This is a genomic window from Fluviirhizobium alvei (assembly GCF_030551875.1).
Lineage (GTDB): Bacteria > Pseudomonadota > Alphaproteobacteria > Rhizobiales > Rhizobiaceae > Rhizobium_E > Rhizobium_E alvei.
In genome coordinates this window covers 247,446-271,680 of sequence record NZ_JAUOZU010000007.1, presented here as the reverse complement: position 1 = coordinate 271,680, position 24,235 = coordinate 247,446, and the positions used below count along the sequence as shown (strand labels likewise).

Sequence of the window (24,235 nt, the reverse complement as noted above, 5' to 3'; positions counted from 1 at the left end):
GATCCTCCGTCATGTTCGGAAAGTGCAAGTTTATGATTGAAAACTGCATTCTTCAAGCCCCGGTCACGACTTATCATTTGCCAGAAATCCGGCGCCATAACCCGAACCGCCGGATGCCAATCATGGGGAGGAAAACCATGCGCACTCAAGTCTGCATCATCGGCTCTGGTCCGTCGGGCCTCATTCTCGGTCAATTGCTGTCCAACGCCGGCATCGACAATGTGATCCTCGATCGCGTCGACCGCGACTATATTCTCGGCCGCATTCGCGCCGGCGTTCTCGAAGTCGGTGCTGTCGAATTGCTCGACAGGGTGGGAGCTGGTGTGCGTATGCACAAGGAAGGCCTCATTCACGACGGGTTCGAACTGTCGTTTTCGGGCCGCCGCCACCGTATCCGGCTCAAGGAACTCACCGGAACCTCGGTGATGGTCTATGGCCAGACCGAACTCACGCGCGATCTGATGGATCATCGCGATGCGACCGGCGGCAAGACGATCTATGATGCGGCCAACGTGACGCCGCACGATTTCGACAGCGCCAAGCCCTATGTCACCTATGAGAAGGATGGCGTGACGCACCGGATCGACTGCGATTTCATCGCCGGCTGCGACGGTTATCATGGCGTCTGCCGCGCGTCGGTGCAGGACAAGGGCATCCAGAACTACGAGAAGGTCTATCCGTTTGGCTGGCTCGGCATTCTCGCCGACGTGCCGCCGGTGCATCACGAGCTGATCTATGCGAATCACGCGCGTGGTTTTGCGCTCTGCTCGCAGCGCTCGCTCACCCGGTCGCGTTATTACGTTCAGGTGCCGCTCACCGACAAGGTGGAAGAATGGTCTGACGATGCGTTCTGGGATGAGATCCGTCGCCGGCTGCCGGCCGATGTCGCCGAGGCGATGCAGACCGGTCCGTCGATCGAGAAGTCGATCGCGCCGCTTCGCTCCTTCGTGGCCGAGCCGCTGCGTTTCGGCTCGCTGTTCCTGGTCGGTGATGCCGGCCACATCGTGCCGCCGACCGGTGCCAAGGGGCTCAATCTTGCGGCGTCTGACGTGCATTATCTGTTTGAAGGTCTGCAGGAATTTTATGCGGACAAGAAGACGGCTGGCGTCGACGCTTACTCGCAGCGGGCCTTGAGCCGCATCTGGAAGGCCGAGCGCTTCTCCTGGTCGATGACGATGCTGATGCATCGGTTCCCGGCTGAAGGCGAGTTCGGTCAGAAGGTGCAGGAAGCGGAACTCGACTATCTGTCTTCCTCCACGGCGGCGCAGACGTCGATGGCCGAAAACTATGTCGGCTTGCCTTACTGATCCCGTCCGGATCGAGAAAAACGGCGCCCGATTGGGTGCCGTTTTTCTTGACTATAATCATCAAGTTTAATCTTTACTCTTTTTATCAAGTTATGTATCTGTCTTCCCACGGCGCCGATGAAGGGCGCGGCAAGATGCAGGGATGGACAGATGGCCAAGAAGAATCGCAATCGCCCGACGGCGCAGGCGAAGACTGTTGAGGAGACGAGCAAGCCACGCGAGGCTGCGCGCCTCAATGGGCGCGCCATTCTTTATGTCGGCGGTCGGGATTGCCAGGTCGCCCATTTGCGCCAGATCGCCGAGAATTTCGGTGCCGAACTGATCCATCACGATGGTGGCCTGCGCGAAGCCGTTTCCCGCATCGATACCGTGCTTCCGTCAGTCGAATGCGTCTTCTGCCCGATCGACTGTATCAGCCATGATGCCTGCCTGCGGGTGAAGACCGGGTGCAAGAAAACCGGCACGTCTTTCGTGCCATTGCGTAACGGTTCCAAATCCTCGTTCGAGCGGGCTCTACAGGAAATGAGCGAGCGCGCGCGACAATGAGCGACCTGACAAGAGATGATTTCATGATGATTGGCCTGCACAAGCTGGCGGCCGAACGTGGTGACGGACTGGTGCCGGAACTTCTGGCCGCGATTGCCGAACGCCGGCAGATGTTCAACGATCAGGTGATCATTCTCCATGCCGGCGAAAAAGTTGAGAAAAAAAGGAAGGTTCTGACTGGCAACGCTGGCGACAATGTCGTAGCGTTCCGGCGTCCCGCTCAGGGACGCAACTGACTATCGAGGAAGCTCCCATGTATATCGCCATGAACCGCTTCAAGGTCGCCGTCGGGCGGGAAGCGGAATTCGAATCCATCTGGAAGAACCGCAGTTCGAGCCTGCATGAAATGCCGGGCTATATCGAATTTCTGCTTCTGCGCGGCAAGACCTTTGCCGAGGATGGCTACACGCTCTTCTCGTCGCATACGAGCTGGAAGACGGAAGAGGATTTTGTGAACTGGACGCGATCGGAGAATTTCCGTCAGGCGCACAAGAATGCCGGCGCCAGCCGCGATCTCTATGTCGGACCACCTGTCTTCGAAGGCTTCAATACGATCGAAGGCGTCTGATTGATGGAGCAGGATGATCGGGTCGAGGTTTTGCCGATGCTTCCGTCTCTCGCTATTGAGGAGACGGAGGTTTTTTACCGGGACCGGCTGGGTTTCGACGAGACCGTCTATCGGGATGAAACCTACCTCATCCTCCGACGGGATTTCCTCGGAGGCAGGATCGAGATCCACTTCTGGAAAACCGACGACAGGCATCTCTGCGAGAATTCCGGTGTCTACATCCGTGGCGGCGGGATTGACCGCCTCCATGCGGAGTTCACTGAACGGGGTGCTGAGAAACTCTCACCCATGCTTCTGCGCCCCTGGAACATGGAGGAATTCTATGTCTGGGATCCGCACGGCAATATTCTGAAATTCGGGCGGATTCCGAAAGCCTGAGCCCCGTTCTGTATTTCGTTCAGCGGCGCGCCGGAAGTAGCGCGCCGATGGCGAGAATGACCCAGCCCAGGATCATCATGGTGCCGCCGGTCGGTGCCGACATCGGGAACAGGCCTTGCCCGGCTTCGGTCCGGTAGAGAAGATCACCCGCAAACAGAAGGCAGCCGAGGCCGATCAGCAGACTTGCAGGCACTGCAGTCCGGATCCTGTCGAAGCCTGCATAAAGGCCAAGCAGGGCAGGGGCATGCGCGAGGCAGATGCTGGCCGCCGTGCCGATGAGATGCGGATCCGCCCCATGGGCCGCCATGGCCGAGAGCGCGACGCCGGCAGCCCCGATCAATCCGGCGAGAAAGAGTGTCAGGCGCGCGAACCCAGCCGTCATGCCGGCCCTCCGTTTTCGTCGCGGTTCTGCATATGGTGGGCAAGGCGCTCGATCGGATCCCAGATGATCTCGCGCAGCTTGGGATGCTCGACCGTATCGGCAAGCGCCTGCCGGAAGCAGAGGATCCAGCCGTCTCTTTCTTCGGGTCCGATTGCTGCGGGAAAATGACGAGCCCGCAGGCGCGGATGGCCGTATTTCTCGATATAGAGCTGCGGACCGCCAAGATAGCCGGTCAGATATTCGTAAAGTTTCTGTTCGGAGCCGGCGAGACTGGGCGGATGAACATCACGACAGGCCTTTGCCTCCGGCAATGTATCCATCAACTCGTAGAAACGGCGCGTCAGCTTGCGAATGGTGGCATCGCCGCCAATCGCTTCGTACAGGGTAATTGTCTCTTCCGACATCTTGGCCTCCGGTCAATCGCTGATAAAGGGCCTGCGTTGGGCGGTCAATGCGGCATTTGCTCCGCAGTCCGTGGTTTTTAAAGCGCTCGTCATGGAGGCGGCGGCAGGCGAATTCAAACGCGAAAAATAGCCCTTGCGATGCGGGAAATTGCCAATTAACGTATCGATAAATTGAAAGCGCTTTCAAAATTTGGAGGAGATATCTATGACGATCCGCGCGCTGGTCTGGGGCGAAAACATCCACGAGAGAGTGAACACGGTTGTTGCCGGCCTCTATCCGGATGGGATGCATACGACGATCGCATCGGCACTGAACGCCGATGGCGGCATTTCGGCTAGCACCGCGACCCTTCAGGAAGCCGAGCATGGATTGACCGAGGCGCGATTGGCCGAAACGGATGTGCTTTTATGGTGGGGACACAGGGATCATGGTGCGGTGGCCGACGAGATCGTCGAGCGGGTCGCCCGCCGGGTCTATGAAGGCATGGGGTTGATCGTGCTGCATTCCGGCCATTTCTCGAAGATCTTCAAGCGGCTTATGGGCACGCCCTGCGCGCTCAAATGGCGCGAGGCCGGCGAGCGCGAGCGGATCTGGACCGTCAATCCCGGCCATCCGATCGCAAGCGGAATTCCGGAGCATTTCGTGATCGACAACGAGGAAATGTATGGCGAACATTTCTCGGTGCCGGAACCATTGGAAACGGTGTTCATTTCCTGGTTCGAGGGCGGCGAAGTGTTTCGCTCCGGCATGACCTGGAGGCGCGGCGCCGGCAATATCTTCTATTTCCGCCCCGGACACGAAACCTACCCGACCTACCATCATCCGATGGTCATGAAGGTCATCACCAACGGGGTCAAATGGGCGCATAACCCGATGCCGGCCCTGACGAGCGTTCACGATGCGCCGAATGTGCCGGTCGAAAAGGCGCTCGAACCGATCGTGCAGAAGGGGCCGACCCTGCACGAAGCCGGCGAGGAGGGCTTCAAGTGAGCGCAGCAACGAAGAAGCCTGTTCGCCTTCTGGTTCTGGGCACCGGAGGCATGGCGAACAGCCATGCCGAAGCCTTCGCGGCAATCGATGGTGTCGAGATGGTGGCCGCGGTCGATGTCGACCAGGCCCGCGTCGATGCCTTTGCCGCCAAACATGCGATCGCCCGCACCTTCACCTCACTTGAGGCTGCCATTGCCTGGGGTGAATTCGATGCCGTTACCAATGTGACGCCGGATCGGGCCCATTACCCGACCACGATGCAACTGGTTGCAGCAGGCAAGCACATGCTGTGCGAAAAGCCGCTGGCGGAGAATTACGACAAAGCGATGGAGATGACTGTGGCTGCCGAACGCGCGGGCCTCATCAACATGGTCAATCTCACCTATCGCAATGTGGCACCGCTGCAGAAAGCCCGTTCCATGGTGCAGGCCGGTGAGATCGGCCAAGTCAAGCATGTCGAAGCCTCCTATCTGCAAAGTTGGCTGATCTCGAAACAGTGGGGCGACTGGCGGACGGAAAGCCAGTGGCTCTGGCGTCTTTCGAGTGCGCATGGTTCAAACGGCGTGCTGGGCGACATTGGCATCCACATCCTCGACTTCGCCTCCTATGGCGCAGGGCTCGAGATCTATCATGTGTTCGGCCGTCTGAAGACCTTCGACAAGGTCGAGGGCGGCCGGATCGGCGACTACAGGCTGGATGCCAATGACAGTTTCACCATGTCGGTCGATTTTGCCAACGGCGCATTGGGCGTCATCCATGCGACGCGCTGGGCGGCCGGACATCTCAACGATCTGAAGCTGCGCATCTATGGCGACAAGGGTGGCATTGAAGTGCTGCACACGACCAAAGGATCCTGGTTGAAGGCCTCGGTCGGCGCCAATGTCGAAACGGCAGTCTGGGAGGATCTCGATGCCGGGGTGACGCCGACCAACTACCAGCGCTTCATCGATGCGGTGCGCACGGGACGCAACGGCGAGCCGGATTTCCGCCATGCGGCGCAGCTGCAGAAGGCGCTCGACCTGGCTTTCATTACCGAAAGGGAACGGCGCGAACTGTCGCTCTGAGCGGGCGGCGCTGTTCTTCGACTATCGGGTGATGCGGCCCAGCAGCTCCAGCAGGCGGTCCCGTTCGGCGGGGCCGCCGAGTTTTTCCACCAGCCTGTCTTCGTGGATGCGCCAGGTGCGCAACATACCGCGGGCAAATTCTTCGCCGCGTTCGGTGAGATAAAGCGCCTGCACACGGCGATCGGTTTCGGATTTACGGCGTTCTGCCAGTCCGCGCTGTTCGAGACTGTCGGCGATCGCCACGAAATTGGCGCGCTGGATGCCAAGCGCTTCGGCAACTTCGCTCTGTTTTAACCCGGGATTGGCCGAAACCACCAGCAGCACGGAAAAATCCGCCGGGCGCAGACCCTCGTTGGCAAAGGATTCGTGAAAGTCCTGGAAGACGGTGAGCTGGGCGCGCCGCAGCTGGTAGCCGATGGCTTCGACCAGAATCGAGAAATCGATCCTGCGGCCGTCATTCTGCATTTCGTCCTGTTCGAAAACGGCCATCGTCCCGTCCCGTCGTCTGGTTGTTCAAAATGCTATAGGGAATAATTGCTTTTAACGCAAACCATCTGCTTGCGGATCTGTCGAGAAAGTTATATTGCATAACTATATTGAACCGGACTGAAACCGGCGGGAGGAAAGATGAGCGAGCAGACCCCCAACATCGCGATCTCTGTCGAAGGATCGATCGCAATCCTGACCTTTTCGCGTCCGGAGAAGCGTAACGCGATCAATGACAGAACGCTAGCGGAGCTCGATGCTTTCTTTTCAACGCCGCCGGCTGGCGTGCGCGTGGCGGTGATCCATGGCGCAGGCGGCAATTTTTCCGCTGGTCTCGATCTTTCCGAAGCGGTGGAACGGGATGCGACGGCCGTTTTTGCCCATTCCCGCCATTGGCATGGTGTGATGGAGAAAATGCAGTTCGGCGGTCTGCCGATCGTTTCCGTCATGGAAGGTGCAGTGATGGGCGGCGGTCTTGAAATTGCCGCGGCTACGCATGTTCGGGTTGCCGATCCGACCGTCAAGTTCCAGCTGCCGGAAGGCAAGCGCGGCATTTTCGTCGGCGGTGGCGCAACGGCCCGCATTTCCCGGATCATCGGGCCGGACCGGATGACAGAAATGATGCTGACCGGTCGCATCTATGGCGGCGAAGAGGGAGTACGGCTCGGTCTGGCGCATTATCTCGTCGGCGAAGGCGAGGGGCTAGCGACCGCAAAGACGCTTGCGACCAACATCGCGTCCAATTCCTCGCTGATCAATCAGATGGTGATCCAGAGCATTTCGCGGATCTCAGACATGGGCCGTTCGGACGGATTGCATGTCGAGAGCCTGACGGCAGCGATCTGCCAGACGGGACCCGATGCTCGCGAAGGGCTCAAGGCGTTCCTCGAAAAGCGCAAGCCGAACTTCAGCTGATTGCTGTCAGCTGCCCTTGTTGGCCACGGCCATCAGTTCGGGCGGCAGCGCATAAGGCGCGTCGATCAGGCCGAGAAGCTGCTGGCGGTAGGCGTGGAGCGGCGCCATGTCGGGCGCTTCAAGCGTGATCGTCTTGCCATCGTAGCGATAGCCAAGCGCTTCGGCGACAATGCGGTGCCGATCCCAGATCGCCTGCCGCTGCGCTTCGTCATAGATCTCGAGCGCATGATAGGGATAGCCGCGCCAGAAGAAGGGATTGACGCTTGAGATGTTCTCGCGGAAGCCGACTTCCTGCTCGCGGGCCTGCAGGCGGCCGAAATCGCTTTCCTCGATTGCCTTGTCGATCTTGGCCTGGTCGCGGATGCCCAGCACCTGGCGGGCAAAGTTGCCGAACGCCGTTTCCTTGTCGAAATACATATCCTCATAGCGCATGAGGAAGACCGGGATTTCGGACTGGGTCAGCCAGGACAGGACGTTGAGATCCCAGCTGCCAACGCTGATCATGTAATGCGAACGGTTGCGGTTCGACAGCGTCATGAAGGGGTTGGCAATCAGCTTGATCCCCATCTCCGGCGTCGTCGTCATGTAATTGGCAAAGGAAGCCGCGACATCGATCGGGTTGCGGACAATCACCACGGCGCGCAGCGAAACATCCGGAGCAATGAGCGGGTTGCCATCAATGGTGCCGAAGCGGCTGTGGGTCTTGCAGAAATGACGGGAAGCGCCCACGCGGGCGGAAATCTGCCGCTGCAGCGGCGCCCGCCAGGCCATGTCGGGCAATACTTCCGGCATCGGCTGATCGCCATAAAAAAGCGCACGGGCTTCCGACGAGTTGCAGGTCGAGGTAAAGCGGGCAAACGCGCCCTTGTCATTGATAGTGCCGAGACCCAGGATCGAACTGATGAAGGCGCGCAGCCAGGTGTTGCCCGATTTCGGATAGCTTGCGAGCCAGATGATGTTTTGCGGCATGGTCGGCACTCTTTCTCGATGATGCCGCATCTCTCGCATGCCTGACTTGCCCGAACCTAGGGACAAAGGCGGTCAGGTCCCATGCCGGGCCGAAGCCGGATCGGATCTCGCCACGGTCCGTGGAAAAAGCGTTTTGGTTGGATGGAACTGAATTTTGCCATTGATGGCATCAAAGCTCTAGGCTAAAGGAGGGCTGTCGTGCTGCTTCGTGCGGCAACCGGCATGCGCACCCGTAGCTCAGCTGGATAGAGTGTTGGATTCCGATTCCAAAGGTCACAGGTTCGAATCCTGTCGGGTGCGCCAAAACACTTCATTGAAATAATTGAATAGTTTATTCCTCAGGGATTTGGCTGACACGGAAATACGCCGGCTCGGTTGCGCTTGCGCCTGACATTTTCGTTGCCGAAGTGAACGCCAAGGGAGATGCAAGATCAACGGCGAACGTGGTGGATTGCCTGCCTTTGAGCCGGTCAGACTGGTTGCCTTTGATTAACCGTACTGATTTCCACGATTGTAAGGACCTGTATGTTAGGAAACGTTCATCTGGCGATGGGCGGGCCTATGAATTTCAAGATTATACAACGCAGAATCCGAGACTTCATGTCGGTACAGAGCGAAAATCCTGAGCTTCTCAAAGCTCAGTATCGGGCTTTTACCCGTCAGATGCCGATGATGTATTTCATTCTGCTGTCTAGCACCTGGGCACTCGCCATGACCCATGTCAGCCTCGCCCCAGTGTGGCTGACGATCGGCGTGCCATCCGTACTGACATTCGGCTGCCTCCTTCGCGTGCTCTTCTGGTTCCGGACCAGAAATGTTACGCCATCACCCGAATTTGCCCATGCCGCACTTCAGCGTACCAACCGTCTCGCAGGTTTGATCGCGGTTGCCTTTACGCTCTGGTCCTTCGCCCTCATTCCCTATGGCGACGCCTACACGCGCTCGCATGTTGCCTTTTACATGGCAATCACCGTCATATCCTGCATCTTCTGTCTGATGTATGTCCGCTCGGCCGCCTTCATCGTGACGCTGATTGTCAACGGTGCCTTTATTGCTTTCTTCGTCTCGACGGCGCAGCCAACATTCGTCGCGATAGCGATCAATATCCTTCTGGTGTGCGCAGGGATGATGACCATTCTGTTGACCAACTACCGGAACTTCGAAAGCATGGTGGTTGCAAAGCAGCGGAGTGACGCGCTGAGTTGCGAGAATTTCAGGCTCGCCAATCTCGACAGCCTCACGGGTCTCGCAAACCGGCGCGCCTTCTTTGCGGACCTAGAATACGAACTGGAAAAGGCGCGGGCGAGCGGAAACCGCCTGGCGCTCGGGGTCATGGACCTGGATGGCTTCAAACCCGTCAATGACCTTTACGGTCATTCGGTCGGCGATCGTCTCCTGATCGAGGTCGCCAATCGCCTGTCCAACACTTTGACCGCCAGCACACCCTACAGATTGGGTGGTGACGAATTTGCGATCATTGCAGCGCTGCCGCCTGAGGATGCGCAGCTCGTCATAAATGCGAACAGGGTGTCTGCGCGGTTGCGGGAGCCGTATCCGATGCCGGAAGGCACGGTCCATGTCTCGGCGTCCATGGGGATCGCCGTCTTTCCCGACCTGGCCCTGAACCGCGAACAGCTTTTTGACCGGGCCGACTACGCGCTCTACCACGCCAAGAAGAGATTGCGTGGTGGTGCTGTTCTCTTCAATACCGACCATGAACATCAGATCAACCTTGAGGCCCGGATTGAAAGTGTGCTGAAGCAGGCCGATCTGGAAAAAGAGCTCTCGGTTGTTTTTCAGCCCATCGTGGATATCCGCGACGGCTCGACGATCGGGTTTGAAGCGCTGGCGCGATGGGATAGCCCGACTTTGGGGAAAGTGTCTCCGGCGAGCTTCATCCCGATCGCTGAGAGGGCCGGCATGATTGGCTCGCTGACGCGGCCCCTTTTCCGGAAGGCACTTGATGCAGCCATCTCATGGGATGCGCCTTTGCGCCTCTCGTTCAACCTGTCTGCGCATGACCTGAATGCTGCCGATGGTGTTCTGGCGATTATCGGCATCATCGAGACCAGCGGCTTCGATCCGAAACGGCTTGACCTCGAGATTACGGAAACCGCCTTCACCCACGACTTCGAGCAGGTGACGCAATCCGTCGAGACCTTGCGGCGCCTTGGTTGCGGAATCTCGCTCGACGATTTCGGAACCGGCTATTCGAGCCTCACTCGGCTGCATGCGCTGCCCCTGACGAAATTCAAGATCGACAGGAGTTTCGTCACGAACCTGCACCAGAGCCCCGCAAGTTACAAAATCGTCAAATCTCTCCTGACCCTCAGTGCCGACATGGGATTGGATTGCGTGATCGAGGGTGTCGAAACGGAAGAAGAACTCGAAGCACTCAAAGCCTTGGGCGGCACCAGCGTTCAGGGTTATCTCTTCTCGCCTCCGCTGCCGGAGGAGCAGGCGATGGAATTTGCGGCTCGAACCAGCCGCGAGGACAGCAAGATCGCCGTCTGATGGCTCAGGAGCAATATTCATTCATCCCGTTACGGCTAAAGGTTTCGCCGGCGCTTTAAACATAACGGCTGCGATCGCACCTGCGCACCCGCGCCCTGAACGCGTCTTGACCTCCCTTTTGGGCCTCGCCAGACGAACCCTACGCGCAGCGGATTGATTCCGGACTGCGCATTATTTAAATGCAGGATCCGGGCGCGGTGCGGAGCATTTCCGGACTTGCGGCTTTCTCCTTTGCCACGTTTCTGCAGCAAACGTTGCTCAACTCGACTGTTCTGAACGGACCGTTCTGACGATGTGGCATCTCTTAGCCAAGCTCAAGAGCTTTATCGTGTTTGGGGGCGGTTCGCTTCTGGGGGCGATCATCGATTATTTCATCACCCTCTCTCTGCACAATCACTATGGTCTGTCGCCTGGCGTCGCCCTTGTCCTGGCCATGGTTGTGAGCTCCCTTGTCGTCTTTCTCTACCACGATCACATCACCTTCCGTGTAGCCGAAAAGGGTGCGCTTGTGCGCTACGGGCGCTTTGCCCTGTTGACGGTCCTTGTCTTCGGTCTCCGCTTCGTGGTTCTGAATGGACTGATGGCCTGGGGAGCGTCGACCGAGATCGCGGTCATCGTCGCCATCGTTGCCGTCTCGATCATCAATTTCGGAATTTCCTCCGCCTTCATCTTCCTGAAAGATCGCCCATGACGTCCCTGTCGATCATCGTGCCCGTCTATAATGAGACGCCCAATCTTCAGATGCTGATCGAGCGTCTCGACGCGATCGCGCGTCGGCTCGAAGCCGAATATGGCATGGAGGTCCGCTATGTTTTCGTGGATGATGGCAGCCGGGACAATAGCTACGATCTTCTGCGGCAGCTCGATTTTGGCGGTCGCAAGGCCCGGCTTCTGCGGTTCTCGCGCAATTTCGGCAAGGAGGCTGCGCTGACCGCAGGCATCGATGCCGCAACCGATTGCGACGCCATCATCATGATGGATGCCGATCTTCAGCATCCGCCGGAAGTGATCGAGGAGATGGTCCGGATCTGGCGCGACGAAAAGGTCGACACCGTCTATGCCTACAAGGAATCGCGACGGGTCAGCGACGGTGTCGCAAAGGCGGCTCTGAGCCGGATTTTCTACAGGATCATGAACCAGGGTTCGCGCTTCCAGATGACCGAGAATGCCGGCGATTTCCGGCTGATCAGCCAGCGTTACGCCAATGCCTTGCGCATGTTGCCCGAGAGCGAACGGTTCATGAAGGGGCTTTACGGCTGGGTCGGCTTCTCGCAACGCGGCATCCCGCTCCCCCATGTCGAGCGCGAACGCGGCCAATCCAGCTTCAGCTCCTTGCGTCTGCTTGCGCTCTCCTTCGATGCCATGACCAGTTTCACGACGGCGCCGCTCCGGATCATGGCGTTTGCCGGGCTGCTGATCGCCTGTTTCAGCGGTCTTTATGGCCTCTATATCATCATCGAACGTCTGTTCTTCCCCTCCAGCAGCATTGGCCTTGCCTCGATCCTGACGCTGATTTCCTTTTTCGGCGGTCTGCAGATGGTGTTTCTCGGCCTGATCGGGGAATATGTCGGCAAGATCGTCTCGGAGGTCAAACGACGGCCGAGCTACGTGATTGCCGACGACAATCAGGTGACGGGTGACGGCAGGCCATCGCAATAAATCCTCTGCGTCTGTTGCCCCTGCATTTCCCTAGTTGAAAGAGTTGCCTGTGTCGCCCAAGTCTATCTGGTCAAGGCCATCCGTCTTTATCCTCATTCACTGCCTGGTCTGGTGGGTGATGACGATCAGTGCCAAGAGCACGCTCGATAGCTATGGCGATATGGTCGAAGTCTATGCCTGGTCGCAGCACTGGCTTCTGGGGTCCGACAAACATCCGCAATTTCTGCCGTGGATGGCAAAACTCTGGTTCCTGGCGGCTCCCAAATCGGTTGCCTCGTTCTATTTCCTGTCCGCCATCAATCTCGCCATCGCGCTGTACGGGATCGTGGCTCTCGGTCGCGCGCTCAAAATGAGCGAACCTGCCGTTTCGCTGGCGCTGGCTTTGACGGTGCTGGCGCTTCCCTATCTGACGCTGCCCGGCAAACTGAACATGAATGCAATCTGCCTGTCGGTCTGGCCCTGGGTGGTCTGGGCTTTTGCGAAGGCGCTGGATGGCAGAACGGAAAGTCGCAGAGTGCATGCGGCTGCGTTCGGGGTGCTGGCCGCAATCGCGATGCTGAGCAAATATTACTCCATTGTTCTGCTGCTTCCGTTGTTTGCCTATGCGTTCCTGCCATCCCAGCGCGGGATCTGGCGAACGGCCACGCCCTGGCTGGCCGTGGCTGTTTTCCTGCTTGCCTCTGCGCCGCATCTTTACTGGCTCGTGACGCATTCCGAAGCACTCGCCTATGCCAGCGAACAGGGCACCGACGACACCGCAGGGCAGCATGTCAAATACATCCTGAAGTTCCTGGCTGCCCCGCTCATCTATTGGCCGATCCCGCTTCTGGTTGCCTTTGCCTTTCTCGCGCGCGGCTCCTTGGCTGGGCGCATCCGGCAAATCCTCTCGCCCCGTTTCGTGCCGGGATTGCTCTTGTTTGCGGCGCTCGGTCCCTGGCTGACGACGATCCTTTTTTCCGTCGTTGGCCTTGTCGAACTCTCGATGCCCTGGGCGATTCCGATCGGTTTTGCCTTCACGCTCTATATCGCAACGAACGTTCCGCCGCAGATGCTTGCGGTTCGCTCGGCGCAGCTCGTGTCGGCGTTCCGCTTCCTCTGGCCGCTCATGATCGTGGCCGGTCTGGCAATTGGCGCGGTTCAGGGCCTCAAGGGCAGGCCCGGCTTCTATGTGCCGAATGAGGAAGCGGCGGCCGCCATTCTTGCCAACTGGTCCAAACGTTCGGCCTTGCCCCTGTCCTGGACGGCCAAGGGCAACAGCGCCGCAAATCTCGCGTTCTTTTCCGATGGTGCGGTCGAGGCTTTGCCAAACCTGCCCGACCGGATGCCATCCTACTATCCGCCCCGCACCAACTGGCGTCAGGAGGCCGGCGTGATCATCTGCTCGCTGGAGCCTGTCGGGAATGTCGATCGCGACTGTCTCAAAGAGGCGATGAACTGGGCGACGACCGTCGGTCTCAACAGTGCGGAAGCCATCCTTGAAACACGGCGGACTGGTGTGCGTTTTCCGCACAAGGTCCCGTTTGAAATGGCGGTTGTCTATGTCTGGCCAGGCTGACGCGATCGCGCTCACAATCGCTGACGATTTCGGCCTTGGTCGTGGACATGACCGCGTGATCCTGTCTCTTTTGGCGAGCGGCCGGATCGACGGAACCTCCGTCATGATCGACGGGGACATGGACATGGCCGATGTCAGCGCCTTGAAGGCGCTCAGAGAGAAGGGCGCAAAGGTCGGGCTCCACCTCAATCTCACGCATCCGTTTGCCGCCATGTCGGCGCATGCGCCGCTTTCGTCACTGATGCGGGAATGTCTGCTGGGCAAGGCTCCCGACTGGGCGCGAACCGAACTCGTCCGGCAAACGGAGGCGTTCCGCAAGCTCTTCGGAACGCTGCCGGATTATTATGACGGTCACCAGCATTGTCATTGCCTGCCGGGGATCGCTGCTTTTGCGGCCGATCTGCCGAGGGAGGAAGGGACATGGATGCGTGTTCCGCTTCCGGCCCATCTCCCGGGGCTGATCCTCAATGTGCGGGCAGGTGGGCTCAAGGTCCTGGTGGTCGCCGCAATGGCATGGCAGGCGAGAGCTGTCTTCGCCCGCAAACATTGGCGGATCAACAGCGATTTTTCCGGCTTTCTGAGACTGGACCGGCCGGACGCCGTTGCCCGATGGCTGCCGAGGCTGCTTGCGCGACGAAAAGACGATTGCCTGATGATGGTCCATCCGGGCGCCGTTGACGATCCGTGCCAATGTCCGGGCCACGATCCCGGCAGCAGGAAGGTCGAAGCGGTGATGCTGTCGCAGGTGGGTTGAAGACCGGCTGATCGATCCGGACGCATGGATTTTGCTGGAAAAATGGTAGTACTAGAGAGGATTAAAAACTGGAAATCTCCAAACTAAAGCATCATAAATACATGATATTATTACATTTTCATTATTTGATGAAACGCCGCTTTGTAGCAAGCTTTGCTTGCGGCTTTGTGGACGCGCGAAAGTTGGAAACGGACCAAGAGGCTATCCAAAAGCACAAATCGAGTTGCGCCAGCAAAAATACCCCTGCATTGCACTCCAATGCTAGTGAAGGCGATCAACATTCAAGCTAAAATTGCATATGGCGCTGAGTCGTGATTGAGCCGTATTTGACGCGCAATTGATGGAGTCTTGGGTGGCAATGGACATCTCGCAATACGCTAATCCGCTCAACAAGCTGCAACAACTCCTTACTGGTGCTAGCCCGGGCCTGTTAAATCCTAACAACAATTTTGAGGATGAATTTAGAGCGGAAATCAACAGAATGATTTACGCCAAAATTGAAGAAGAAGTGCCGAATTTAGTAAGAAGCGCTTTAGATCAATCGCAAATTCGTCTCGCAAAGCTTGACGGGCTTGTAGAAAATATCTCGCAATCCGTGTCCAGCGCCCAAGCAGAGTTATCCTCACTTGAGAACAAGAGTTCAAATATTAATCAAACTATTATCAATGTAGAAACGGATATCGAAGGGTTTAAGAACAGTGTCTTAGAGAAATTGAAGCTGGAGAAAGCAAGAAAATTGTGGACGACAAGGTCACTGAAATTTCGAGATTCATTTCGAAATTCTTCAATTATTATAGCAGTATTTTTGATATGCCCAATAATTTTTATCGCTACTGCAAATTTTCAAATACTACAATTCTTAAATAATATTGAAGCCGAAATGTTGGAAGTGGCGTCCGGTAAAGATATTGCCGGTGGTTTAGTATACGTAATAGCGTTAGGAAGATTGGTTGTCGTCACGTTGCCAATTGCTCTATATATTTGGATTATAAAATTGTTGATCAGATACAATGCAAGAACGCTGATTTTGCTGGATGACAGCGAGCAGCGTCATGCAATGCTCGAAACATATCTATACTTGGTTGAACAAGATGAAGGAACTAACTCGGATAGAGCAATTGTCCTAGAGGCGCTGTTTCGCGCTATGCCGGGGCACGCGAATGACGGAGGGGAGCCCTTCGCGATTGCGGATTTATTAAAGGCCGCTGGCAATCAACCTAGATAGTGGTATCGATCAAAGCCCGCCGATCTTCGCCGGCGGGCGTCGTTGTCAATCGCGACCATCGCCAAATTCGCGCCTGATGCTTTCCGGGATGTCGGGCGGCACATTGATTTTGCGGGCTGTAAGTTGTTGCTCTGCGGATCTGGAATTCTGGCAGTTCACGCCAAGTCGGTCGCTAGACTGGCTCGAATGCAAATCAAGGTGCTTGCCAGGTTTCTCTAAACTTGCTCAACGCAGCTAACCGGTTTCGCCTGAAGCACCGCTTCAAAGCAATTCACAACAATATCCAAAGGAAAAAATGGTGCTGCTAGAGAGATTTGAACTCTCGGCCTCTCCCTTACCAAGGGAGTGCTCTACCCCTGAGCTATAGCAGCATCGTGACCGGCGGGGCAAAGCCCGTAACCCGGTGAGCGGGCTGGCTATTGCCACAGCTAAAACCGAAGCGCAAGCGCCAATTCGTCTCTTTTGTGAGAATTGCCATGCTTTTTCAAAGTGGCCTTTGCCGGTTTGCGGGATTTGCAGTATCTGGAGCCAAAGACCGGGTGTTGATTTTTTTGGAGAGGCCGGAGGGTGATTTTGGAAAAAGAAGCAGATCCGACGGGAGCAGCGACGCCGGTTTCCGGCGAAAGGAAGCCAAATGCTGCGGCGAAGGCCAAAGAATCGCGTGATGAACGGTTAAAATCGCAGTTGCGCGCCAATCTGCAGCGGCGCAAGCAGCAGGCGCGGGCCCGGCGCGAAGGCCGCGAGGATGACAGGCCGGGCGATCTCGCGATTGGCGACACCAGCCGGGACCCGGAATAGGGCTTGCGTTTCGAGCGCCGCAATTTCCCCCCATTTACCGGATTTACCGCGTTTTGCGGCTTTTCTTGAATGTCGATCTCCAATCGTCTAAAGGGGCCGGATGGACGCGGGCGGCGCCCCCTTGGGCGCATACGGGACGGGATAACAGGACATATGGATCGAATCAGGATTGTGGGCGGACGCCCGCTCGAAGGCATCATTCCCATTTCCGGCGCGAAGAATGCGGCCCTGCCGCTGATGATCGCCTCGCTGATGACCAGTGACACGCTGACGCTCGAGAATGTTCCGCATCTCGCCGATGTCGAGCAGCTCATTCGCATTCTCGGCAACCATGGCGTCGATATTTCCGTCAATGGTCGCCGCGAGCATCAGGATGGTTCCTACGCGCGCACGGTGCACTTCACCTGCCGCACGGTGGCCGATGTGACCGCGCCTTACGAGCTCGTTTCCAAGATGCGCGCGAGCTTCTGGGTCATCGGGCCCTTGCTGGCGCGTGAAGGCAAGGCACGGGTATCGCTTCCGGGCGGTTGCGCCATCGGCACGCGTCCGGTGGATCTCTTCCTAGAAAGCCTCAAGGCTCTCGGCGCCGAAATGGAAATCGATGGCGGCTATGTCAATGCCACCGCGCCGAAGGGCGGCCTGATCGGCGCCCGCTACACCTTCCCGAAAGTTTCGGTCGGCGCCACCCATGTGATGATGATGGCTGCCTGTCTGGCTCGCGGCACGACTGTAATCGGCAATGCGGCGCGCGAGCCGGAAGTGGTCGATCTCGCCAATTGCCTCAATGCCATGGGTGCGCACATTTCCGGTGCCGGCACCTCGACGATCACCATCGAAGGTGTTTCGCTTCTGTCAGGCGCGCGCCATCGCGTGATGCCGGACCGGATCGAGACCGGCACCTATGCCATGGCCGTTGCCATGGCTGGCGGCGATGTGGAAATCATCGATACCAGCGTCGATTATCTCGAGACCGCCATCGAGGCGATCCGCCGCGCCGGTGCCGAGATCACAGTCACCGATCGCGGCATCCGCGTGCGTCGCAATGGCGGCCCGATCAAGCCGGTCGATGTCGTCACTGATCCCTATCCGGGTTTTCCGACCGACCTGCAGGCGCAGTTCATGGGTTTGATGACGCGCTCCAACGGCATTTCGCACATTACCGAGACGATTTTCGAAAACCGCTTCATGCATGTGCAGGAACTGGCCCGACTCGGCGCCAAGATTTCGCTCTCGGGCCAGACCGCCCGCATCGAAGGGGTGGAGAAGCTCAAGGGCGCGCCGGTGATGGCGACGGATCTGCGCGCGTCGGTGTCGCTGGTCATCGCCGGTCTTGCCGCTGAGGGCGAAACCACGGTCAGCCGTGTCTATCACCTCGATCGCGGCTTCGAACGGCTGGAAGAAAAACTCACCCGCTGCGGCGCCATTGTCGAACGTGTCAGCGAATAGGTTGCGCCGGAGGCTGGCACTTCTTATCTGAAGGACAGAAACAGTGCGGCGCCCCGGTGGGCGCCCTTCCATGTCTGGATGCGACCATGACCTTGAAATTGCTTGCCCTCGATGAAGAAGATCTCAGCGTCGTTTCGGCGCATATGCAGGATGCCGTCTTCAAGACCGCCGATGTCAGCTACCTTCAGAAACAGAAGCAGCTGACGATTGCCGCCAACCGTTTTGCCTGGGAAGAGACAAGCCGGTCGGAGCAGAATTTCGAACGGCACCGCACGGTTATTGCTTTCAAGCAGGTCAAGTCGGTCCGGTCGATCGGCATAGACCGCCGCGCCGGCGACAAGGTGCATTCGCTTCTTGCCGTCGTCTACGAAAAGGATGGCGACGGACCGGAAGGATCGATCGAACTGTTGCTTTCCGGCGACGCTTCGATCCTGCTAAATGTGGACTGTATCGAAGTTCAGCTTGCAGATACCGAGATTGCATGGGAAACGGGTCGCAGGCCGCGGCATCCCGGCGTCGGCTGAAGGATAGCAAGCAGGCAAGGGGGCATTCTTGGCAATCTGGCTCAATCAGCAGGCAGCGGATTTCGAGGCCCGTTTCAAGGCATTCCTGACGACCAAGCGTGAAGTCTCCGAAGACGTCAATGCCGCCGTCAAGTCCATCATTTCCGATGTGATTGCCCGTGGCGATGTCGCTCTTGCCGATTATTCGCTGAAATTCGACGGTCTCGATTTCAATCGCATCTCGATGCGGGTGACGGCAACCGAACTCGACGAGGCCTATCGCGATCTCGATCCGGCCATTCGCGATGCCCTTCATCTCGCCGCCGAGCGGATCGAGAAACATCACCGCCGGCAATTGCCGAAGGACGATATCTACGAAGATGCCATCGGTGTGACGCTCGGCTCGCGCTGGACGGCGATCGAAGCCGTCGGTCTCTATGTGCCGGGCGGCATGGCCTCCTATCCCAGTTCGGTGCTGATGAATGCCATTCCCGCCCGTGTTGCCGGCGTGCCGCGCATCGTCATGGTGGTTCCGGCACGCGAAGGCGCGATCAACCCGGCCGTGCTTGCAGCTGCCAAGATTGCCGGCATTGACGAGATCTACCGGGTCGGTGGCGCCCAGGCCGTGGCGGCTCTAGCCTATGGAACCGAAACGATCGCGCCGGTCGCCAAGATTACCGGACCGGGCAATGCCTTCGTGGCAGCCGCCAAGCGCCAGGTGTTCGGCACCGTCGGCATCGACATGATTGCCGGTCCTTCCGAGGTGCTGGTGATTGCCGATCGCGACAATGATCCGGACTGGCTGGCGGCGGATCTTCTGGCCCAGGCCGAACATGATACCGGCGCGCAATCGATCCTGATCACCAATGACGAGACGTTTGGCCGTTCGGTGGAACAGGCGGTCGAGCGACAGCTGAAGCGCCTGTCGCGCAACGAAACCGCATCGGCCTCCTGGCGTGATTTCGGTGCCATCATTCTCGTGCCCGATCTTGAGGCTTCGGTGCCGCTTGCGGACCGGATCGCTGCCGAACATCTGGAAATCGCCACCGACAATCCGGAAGCGCTGATGGCAAAGATCCGCAATGCCGGCGCCTTTTTCCTCGGACGCCATACGCCGGAAGTGATCGGGGACTATGTCGGCGGTTCCAACCATGTGCTGCCGACAGCGCGTTCGGCGCGGTTCTCGTCGGGTCTTTCGGTGCTCGATTACATGAAGCGCTCGTCGATCCTGCGGCTGGGTGCCGAACAGCTGCGGCAACTGGCGCCGCCGGCGATCACGCTCGCCAATTGCGAAGGGCTCGATGCCCATGCAAGGTCTGTCGCGATCCGGCTCAATCCGGAGGCGTAAGGATGAACGCAAAGAGCGCCTTCCGCCTGACAGACGTGACCCTCGATGAATCGATCGGCCGCTCGACGCCCGATGTCGAGCATGAGCGGGCAGTCGCGATTTTCGACCTGCTGGAGGAAAACTCCTTTACGCCCGAAGGCCATGCCGGCGGTCCCTATCATCTCAGGCTCTCCCTCGTCGACCAGAAGCTCGTCCTGACGATCATGACCGAGGCCAAGGAGCCGGTCGCCACGCATATCCTGTCGCTCACCCCCTTTCGCCGGATCATCAAGGACTATTTCATGATCTGCGAGAGTTATTATCAGGCGATCCGGTCCTCGACTCCGAGCCAGATCGAAGCGATCGACATGGGCCGTCGCGGTATCCATAATGAGGGGTCGCAGACGCTGCAGGAGCGCCTCAAGGGCAAGATCACACTCGACATGGATACGGCCCGGCGGCTGTTCACGCTGGTCTGTGTTCTCTACTGGCGGGGCTGAGCCCGATGGAACAACCGGGGGCCTCGTCCGGCAAGCAACCCGGCGCCATCCTGTTCATGTGCGGCATGAACTCCATCCGTTCGCCGATGGCCGAGGCGCTGGCGCGCCAGATGCTGCCCAACAGCGTCTATATTGCCTCTGCAGGGGTGCGGCGGGGCGAGCGCGATCCGTTTGTCGATGCGGTGCTGGATGAAGTCGGGCTGAGCCTCGGGCGCCACCAGCCGCATGTGCTGGAAGATCTCGAGGACGACTATTTTGATCTCATCGTCACGCTGGCGCCCGAAGCGCACCATGCAGCGCTCGATCTCACCCGCACCTGGGCGGTCGACGTCGTTTACTGGCCGACGCCGGATCCGACCGCAGCCACCGGGACGCGCGAACAGATTCTTTCGGCCTATCGCGAGGTCCGCGATCATCTTGCGCGGCTGATCCGGCAGCGGCTTGCGACCACAGTGCCGGCCACCGGTTCGTGATCGATCCGGCCTTTTGCGCAGAAAAGCGCCTGGAATGCTGCAATCAACGGTTTGCGGCTTCAAAAAACCGTTCCTGCCCTGTTCACAAACAGCAACGTTTTGTGTAGGTTCCGCGCCAATCGCGGGGCAGGGACCATCCGCCGCCGCTCTATCTAGGAAGATCATCCGAATATGCCGAAAGAAGAAGTACTGGAATTTCCGGGCGTCGTGACCGAATTGCTGCCCAACGCCACGTTCCGCGTCAAGCTCGAGAACGAGCATGAGATCATCGCGCACACGGCGGGCCGCATGCGCAAGAACCGCATCCGCGTTCTGGCCGGCGACAAGGTTCTGGTGGAAATGACCCCCTATGACCTGACCAAAGGCCGCATCACCTACCGCTTCAAGTAAACCTGGCCTGGAGCGGCGACCGGAATGCTCAAGCAAAGGCTGATACTGGCATCGGGCTCTCCGCGCCGTCTGGATCTTCTGGTTCAGGCCGGGATGCGGCCGGACCGGTTGATGCCGATGGATCTCGACGAGACGCCGAAACGCGCGGAGCATCCGCGCTCGCTGGCGCGGCGGCTGTCCGGCGAAAAGGCCGAAGCGGCCTTCCAGGCGCTCAAGGGCGATCCGCAATGGGCCGGCAGCTATATTCTCGCTGCCGATACCGTAGTCGCCGTGGGGCGGCGCATTCTCGGAAAGCCGGAATATCTCGAAGAAGCCTCATCGTCGTTGCATCTTCTGTCGGGTCGCAGCCACTGGGTCTATACCGGCATTGCAATCGTTACCCCGCTGGGCACCGTGCGCCAGAAGGTGGTGGAGACCAAGGTTCGCTTCAAGCGGCTGACCAATGTCGAAATCGCCGCCTATCTCGAATCGGGCGAATGGCGCGGCAAAGCGGGTGGCTATGCCATCCAGGGCTTCGGCGGAACATTCGTTCAGAAACTGGTCGGCTCCTACACAGCCGTAGTCGGGCTGCCGCTCTACGAAAGCATCCAGCTTCTCGTTGGCGAAGGCTTCCGCTTCCATGACAGCTGGAAAGAGGGCGGTGCGTCGTGACCGCAACTGTCGAACCGTTGCGCAAGGCAAGGCCTTGTCCGGAATGCGGGCGGCCATCGACCCGTGAGTCCTATCCCTTCTGTTCGGAGCGTTGCCGCAATCTCGACCTGTCGCGCTGGCTGAAGGGATCATACGCGATTCCCGTGGCTGACGACGAAGCGCTGGCTGAGTCTGAATCGGTGCGTCCTGAGCGTGGGGATGATTAAAACTCCCTTTATTTTCAGAGAGTTGGAAAAAGAATAAAAAAAGCGACCAAGGGGGTTGCACGTCTCTCCGAAGATGTTATAACCCCGCTCGCTTCCGGGGCGAACCAAGGTTCCGGTGAGGGTGAAAGCCCCGAGCAACAGGATGCCCAGGTAGCTCAGTTGGTAGAGCAGCGGATTGAAAATCCGCGTGTCGGTGGTTCGATTCCGCCCCTGGGCACCATTCATTTCCTGTGTATAGAAGCTTTACAGAGATTTGCGCGCTTTCTATCCGAGAATAGAAAGGTTTGTGTGCTATTGGGGATGTTAGGCGCACGCGCTTCGAGTGCCTGGGGCTTATTTCTTCGTAAATTCGACTTCAGGCCCATTCTCGCCTATTAATCGAAATGTGATAGGTATGGGTGCTTGTGATTGATCAATTCTACGTGCCTCTGCGAATAGACTGTCAATTTCATCTATCTCGGGAGTAGCTTCAGCGAGTTCGCCCATTTCCAAAAGGTTTTGTCGGCAAATTGAGTAGGCATCTGCCCCACATTCCGCGTGTGCTGTTACCATGGCATCAAACATCGTCTTGCGGTCTGACAGAAGGAAGCAAATTTGGAGAAATGCTGCCCAAGGCTTGGGGTTTTGTGGTGTCAAAAGAGCAAGAGCTAGAAGCGCAAAATGGGCGTCAATCAATGCTCCTCGCTCAATTGCTTGGACCATTATGTGATGGAGTTTTTCAGCCTGATGTGGCTTTGCTTGGATGCTATTGTGGAGAAACCACTTTGAAAGTTGAGCCTTTAATCTGACTTCTGCGGCAAGATTTTCATCTACAACCTTTTCAAGGTCCTCAAATGCAGTAGCGGCCTCCTCAAACGATCCCGCGTAAAGTTGGGCATCTGCTAAGCAAAACTGAAGTTTTTCCGTTTGTTCTAGCGACAATGCGGCTCGGTATGCGGTAACGGAGCATCTATATTTTCTAGAGAAAAACAACGATCCTCCAAGCTCACTCAAAAAATAAGATCTGGATAGGTAACTCGGCTCCAATTTACGAGCGCGGTTAAATGAGCGAACTGCCTTACCGTACAATCCGAGAGATGCCTGACTATTTCCTAGAGAATAAAATATGGCCGATGGATTTCGGCCCTGACTCGTTGCAGCTTTAGCGGCCTCCCGATTTAGCTTTTCTAGGGCTCGTGAATAGCGTTTGTCATTCCTCCCGTTATTCAGCAGTGAGATCACAAAGTTGCTGTAATTATAGTCTTGTTCTAGATGAATATTGTTCAAGATTGCTAGGTTTGTGGCCTCAAGGGGATCGCTCGCGAGCGCGCGGCAGGCTTCTGTTGCTAACTCTTTCTGTGGGGAAGTTAGATATTCTCTGAGGCAAAAAATCGCAGCGGACTTGGCGTGTGAATGAAGATTTATTCTAAGCAGAACGGCAGGAAGCCCATACAGAATTGTGGCTGATATTTCTTCATGGCTATAATTATTAATGCCGATATCCAGATTTCCTACGTCGGCCAACTCGATTCGAATGAATTTATCCCAGAGCTGAATGCTTAACTTGATGTCGTTTAGGCCTGGTTTGTTGAGATTGATGAAGGGGAGTGCGTATGAGACTCTGCGAAGTATCTTCTCGCTGTCAGAATAGTACTTGAACTTTCCCGTGTGATTTTGAAGCTCTATAAATATGTCTTCATTTTGTCTTGCAGATTGCAGTCTTCTAATAGCAATGAGGTGATTTTCAATTCTAGAAGGAGTCTCTTGCGTCCAATCGTTTGATAACGCGAGGGTAACGGTTTGGGTATCAGGCCGCATCACCTGGGCCAGCGCCTCTTGGTTCCAAATCCATTTCCAAGCACCGATTGGATCGCAATATCTGGCGATTAATGCAGGAACGTTCAGCGACGCTAAATAGTGTAATCTATCTGTTTTGATAGAAACTTTGTCGGATCTGCCTGCGTCATCTGTTGCCTTTAGTTGAACATTGAAGAAATACCCGGTTGCTTGACCGTCATCCCCAAAAATCTCAACCTCTAAGTCGACACCGTAGTCGCGACCTTTTTCCCTGCATACCCACTGTTCTGGAAGGAGCCTCTTAAACTCATTGATCGATTTATCTTCGAGCTGATGTGTTCTGGAGCGTTTGGGCAACTTGGATTCCAATAGAGGCTAAACATAGGACCTTCATTGATACATCGACTTCAAATTGCGTCCCATCGCAGACATTCTTTTTCCACTTCTT

Annotated in this window: 28 protein-coding genes and 3 tRNA genes; 25 read left to right on the top strand and 6 right to left on the bottom strand. The window is 57.2% G+C overall.

The genetic code is table 11. The features are described from left to right. Window positions 1-137: 137 nt before the first annotated feature. The 5 genes from pobA (at window position 138) to Q4481_RS10545 (ending at window position 2,799) form a co-directional block, all read left to right on the top strand. A complete protein-coding gene (pobA, locus tag Q4481_RS10565; protein ID WP_304376314.1) occupies window positions 138-1,307 on the top strand; it encodes a 4-hydroxybenzoate 3-monooxygenase in 1,170 nt (389 codons plus the stop codon). A 150-nt stretch (window positions 1,308-1,457) separates the two neighbouring features. After that, on the top strand, window positions 1,458-1,853 hold the full coding sequence (locus Q4481_RS10560) for a DUF2325 domain-containing protein (protein ID WP_304376313.1): 396 nt from the start codon (window positions 1,458-1,460) through the stop codon (window positions 1,851-1,853). Window positions 1,854-1,876: 23 nt separating this feature from the next. Continuing rightward, entirely contained in the window at window positions 1,877-2,089 is a 213-nt protein-coding gene (locus Q4481_RS10555; RefSeq protein WP_304376312.1) for a hypothetical protein, read from the top strand. 17 nt (window positions 2,090-2,106) lie between these two features. Then, complete coding sequence (gene hmuQ, locus Q4481_RS10550; protein ID WP_304376311.1) at window positions 2,107-2,421, top strand: heme-degrading protein HmuQ; 315 nt, start codon at window positions 2,107-2,109, stop codon at window positions 2,419-2,421. A 3-nt stretch (window positions 2,422-2,424) separates the two neighbouring features. Further along, on the top strand, window positions 2,425-2,799 hold the full coding sequence (locus Q4481_RS10545) for a DUF8817 family protein (RefSeq protein WP_304376310.1): 375 nt from the start codon (window positions 2,425-2,427) through the stop codon (window positions 2,797-2,799). 19 nt (window positions 2,800-2,818) lie between these two features. Here the strand turns inward: Q4481_RS10545 and Q4481_RS10540 are convergent, their stop codons facing one another. Both Q4481_RS10540 and Q4481_RS10535 read right to left on the bottom strand, forming a co-directional pair. Further along, window positions 2,819-3,181 carry a DUF423 domain-containing protein gene (locus tag Q4481_RS10540; RefSeq protein WP_304376309.1) on the bottom strand — a complete coding sequence of 121 codons (363 nt, stop codon included), beginning with the start codon at window positions 3,179-3,181 and terminating at the stop codon, window positions 2,819-2,821. Continuing rightward, a complete protein-coding gene (locus Q4481_RS10535) occupies window positions 3,178-3,585 on the bottom strand; it encodes a group II truncated hemoglobin (RefSeq protein WP_304376308.1) in 408 nt (135 codons plus the stop codon). The genes Q4481_RS10540 and Q4481_RS10535 overlap by 4 nt, the downstream gene beginning before the upstream one ends. Before the next feature lie 205 nt (window positions 3,586-3,790). Between Q4481_RS10535 and Q4481_RS10530 the strand changes: the two genes are divergently transcribed. Both Q4481_RS10530 and Q4481_RS10525 read left to right on the top strand, forming a co-directional pair. After that, on the top strand, window positions 3,791-4,576 hold the full coding sequence (locus tag Q4481_RS10530) for a ThuA domain-containing protein (protein ID WP_304376307.1): 786 nt from the start codon (window positions 3,791-3,793) through the stop codon (window positions 4,574-4,576). After that, a complete protein-coding gene (locus Q4481_RS10525; RefSeq protein ID WP_304376306.1) occupies window positions 4,573-5,640 on the top strand; it encodes a Gfo/Idh/MocA family protein in 1,068 nt (355 codons plus the stop codon). Before Q4481_RS10530 ends, Q4481_RS10525 begins: the two co-directional genes overlap by 4 nt. A gap of 21 nt (window positions 5,641-5,661) precedes the next feature. Here the strand turns inward: Q4481_RS10525 and Q4481_RS10520 are convergent, their stop codons facing one another. After that, entirely contained in the window at window positions 5,662-6,129 is a 468-nt protein-coding gene (locus Q4481_RS10520; RefSeq protein ID WP_304376305.1) for a MarR family winged helix-turn-helix transcriptional regulator, read from the bottom strand. 138 nt (window positions 6,130-6,267) lie between these two features. Between Q4481_RS10520 and Q4481_RS10515 the strand changes: the two genes are divergently transcribed. Further along, a complete protein-coding gene (locus Q4481_RS10515) occupies window positions 6,268-7,041 on the top strand; it encodes a crotonase/enoyl-CoA hydratase family protein (protein ID WP_304376304.1) in 774 nt (257 codons plus the stop codon). Between the two features lie 6 nt (window positions 7,042-7,047). Here the strand turns inward: Q4481_RS10515 and Q4481_RS10510 are convergent, their stop codons facing one another. Next, window positions 7,048-8,010: a sulfotransferase domain-containing protein gene (locus Q4481_RS10510; protein ID WP_304376303.1), complete on the bottom strand. Its 963-nt coding sequence runs from the start codon at window positions 8,008-8,010 to the stop codon at window positions 7,048-7,050. Between the two features lie 226 nt (window positions 8,011-8,236). Between Q4481_RS10510 and Q4481_RS10505 the strand changes: the two genes are divergently transcribed. The 7 genes from Q4481_RS10505 (at window position 8,237) to Q4481_RS10475 (ending at window position 15,717) form a co-directional block, all read left to right on the top strand. Beyond that, window positions 8,237-8,313 (top strand) — tRNA-Arg (locus Q4481_RS10505). 258 nt (window positions 8,314-8,571) lie between these two features. Beyond that, a complete protein-coding gene (locus tag Q4481_RS10500) occupies window positions 8,572-10,524 on the top strand; it encodes a putative bifunctional diguanylate cyclase/phosphodiesterase (RefSeq protein ID WP_377353914.1) in 1,953 nt (650 codons plus the stop codon). Window positions 10,525-10,816: 292 nt separating this feature from the next. Continuing rightward, complete coding sequence (locus Q4481_RS10495) at window positions 10,817-11,215, top strand: GtrA family protein (RefSeq protein WP_304376301.1); 399 nt, start codon at window positions 10,817-10,819, stop codon at window positions 11,213-11,215. Continuing rightward, window positions 11,212-12,183, top strand: coding sequence for a glycosyltransferase family 2 protein (locus Q4481_RS10490; RefSeq protein ID WP_304376300.1), 972 nt, complete (start codon window positions 11,212-11,214; stop codon window positions 12,181-12,183). The genes Q4481_RS10495 and Q4481_RS10490 overlap by 4 nt, the downstream gene beginning before the upstream one ends. Before the next feature lie 49 nt (window positions 12,184-12,232). Next, window positions 12,233-13,738 carry a glycosyltransferase family 39 protein gene (locus tag Q4481_RS10485; protein ID WP_304376299.1) on the top strand — a complete coding sequence of 502 codons (1,506 nt, stop codon included), beginning with the start codon at window positions 12,233-12,235 and terminating at the stop codon, window positions 13,736-13,738. Further along, window positions 13,722-14,492 carry a ChbG/HpnK family deacetylase gene (locus Q4481_RS10480; RefSeq protein ID WP_304376298.1) on the top strand — a complete coding sequence of 257 codons (771 nt, stop codon included), beginning with the start codon at window positions 13,722-13,724 and terminating at the stop codon, window positions 14,490-14,492. Before Q4481_RS10485 ends, Q4481_RS10480 begins: the two co-directional genes overlap by 17 nt. A 358-nt stretch (window positions 14,493-14,850) precedes the next feature. Continuing rightward, the gene (locus Q4481_RS10475) at window positions 14,851-15,717 is read left to right on the top strand and encodes a DUF6161 domain-containing protein (protein WP_304376583.1); all 867 of its coding nucleotides are present in this window, start codon (window positions 14,851-14,853) and stop codon (window positions 15,715-15,717) included. A 296-nt stretch (window positions 15,718-16,013) separates the two neighbouring features. Here Q4481_RS10475 and Q4481_RS10470 read toward each other — a convergent pair. Further along, a tRNA-Thr gene (locus Q4481_RS10470) sits at window positions 16,014-16,088 on the bottom strand. Between the two features lie 202 nt (window positions 16,089-16,290). On the opposite strand from Q4481_RS10470, the gene Q4481_RS10465 reads away from it, so the two are divergent. From Q4481_RS10465 to Q4481_RS10420, 10 genes are all read left to right on the top strand, one after another. Continuing rightward, window positions 16,291-16,515 (top strand): hypothetical protein, encoded by a 225-nt coding sequence (locus Q4481_RS10465; RefSeq protein ID WP_304376603.1) that lies wholly within the window; start codon window positions 16,291-16,293, stop codon window positions 16,513-16,515. Between the two features lie 153 nt (window positions 16,516-16,668). Next, window positions 16,669-17,961 (top strand): UDP-N-acetylglucosamine 1-carboxyvinyltransferase, encoded by a 1,293-nt coding sequence (murA, locus tag Q4481_RS10460; protein ID WP_304376297.1) that lies wholly within the window; start codon window positions 16,669-16,671, stop codon window positions 17,959-17,961. 86 nt (window positions 17,962-18,047) lie between these two features. Next, window positions 18,048-18,485: a DUF2948 family protein gene (locus tag Q4481_RS10455; protein WP_304376296.1), complete on the top strand. Its 438-nt coding sequence runs from the start codon at window positions 18,048-18,050 to the stop codon at window positions 18,483-18,485. Between the two features lie 28 nt (window positions 18,486-18,513). Further along, a complete protein-coding gene (hisD, locus tag Q4481_RS10450; protein WP_304376295.1) occupies window positions 18,514-19,812 on the top strand; it encodes a histidinol dehydrogenase in 1,299 nt (432 codons plus the stop codon). Window positions 19,813-19,814: 2 nt separating this feature from the next. Further along, entirely contained in the window at window positions 19,815-20,291 is a 477-nt protein-coding gene (locus Q4481_RS10445; RefSeq protein WP_304376294.1) for a UPF0262 family protein, read from the top strand. A 5-nt stretch (window positions 20,292-20,296) separates the two neighbouring features. Then, on the top strand, window positions 20,297-20,764 hold the full coding sequence (locus Q4481_RS10440; RefSeq protein WP_304376293.1) for an arsenate-mycothiol transferase ArsC: 468 nt from the start codon (window positions 20,297-20,299) through the stop codon (window positions 20,762-20,764). 171 nt (window positions 20,765-20,935) lie between these two features. Continuing rightward, complete coding sequence (gene infA / locus Q4481_RS10435) at window positions 20,936-21,154, top strand: translation initiation factor IF-1 (protein ID WP_004117876.1); 219 nt, start codon at window positions 20,936-20,938, stop codon at window positions 21,152-21,154. 24 nt (window positions 21,155-21,178) lie between these two features. After that, window positions 21,179-21,805 (top strand): Maf-like protein, encoded by a 627-nt coding sequence (locus Q4481_RS10430; protein ID WP_304376292.1) that lies wholly within the window; start codon window positions 21,179-21,181, stop codon window positions 21,803-21,805. Continuing rightward, window positions 21,781-22,011 carry a DNA gyrase inhibitor YacG gene (gene yacG, locus Q4481_RS10425; protein ID WP_304376581.1) on the top strand — a complete coding sequence of 77 codons (231 nt, stop codon included), beginning with the start codon at window positions 21,781-21,783 and terminating at the stop codon, window positions 22,009-22,011. Before Q4481_RS10430 ends, yacG begins: the two co-directional genes overlap by 25 nt. Window positions 22,012-22,155: 144 nt before the next feature. Continuing rightward, window positions 22,156-22,231: transfer RNA gene (locus Q4481_RS10420), tRNA-Phe, on the top strand. 113 nt (window positions 22,232-22,344) lie between these two features. Here the strand turns inward: Q4481_RS10420 and Q4481_RS10415 are convergent. Continuing rightward, entirely contained in the window at window positions 22,345-24,144 is a 1,800-nt protein-coding gene (locus Q4481_RS10415; RefSeq protein WP_304376291.1) for a DUF4365 domain-containing protein, read from the bottom strand. Between the last annotated feature and the right edge of the window lie 91 nt (window positions 24,145-24,235).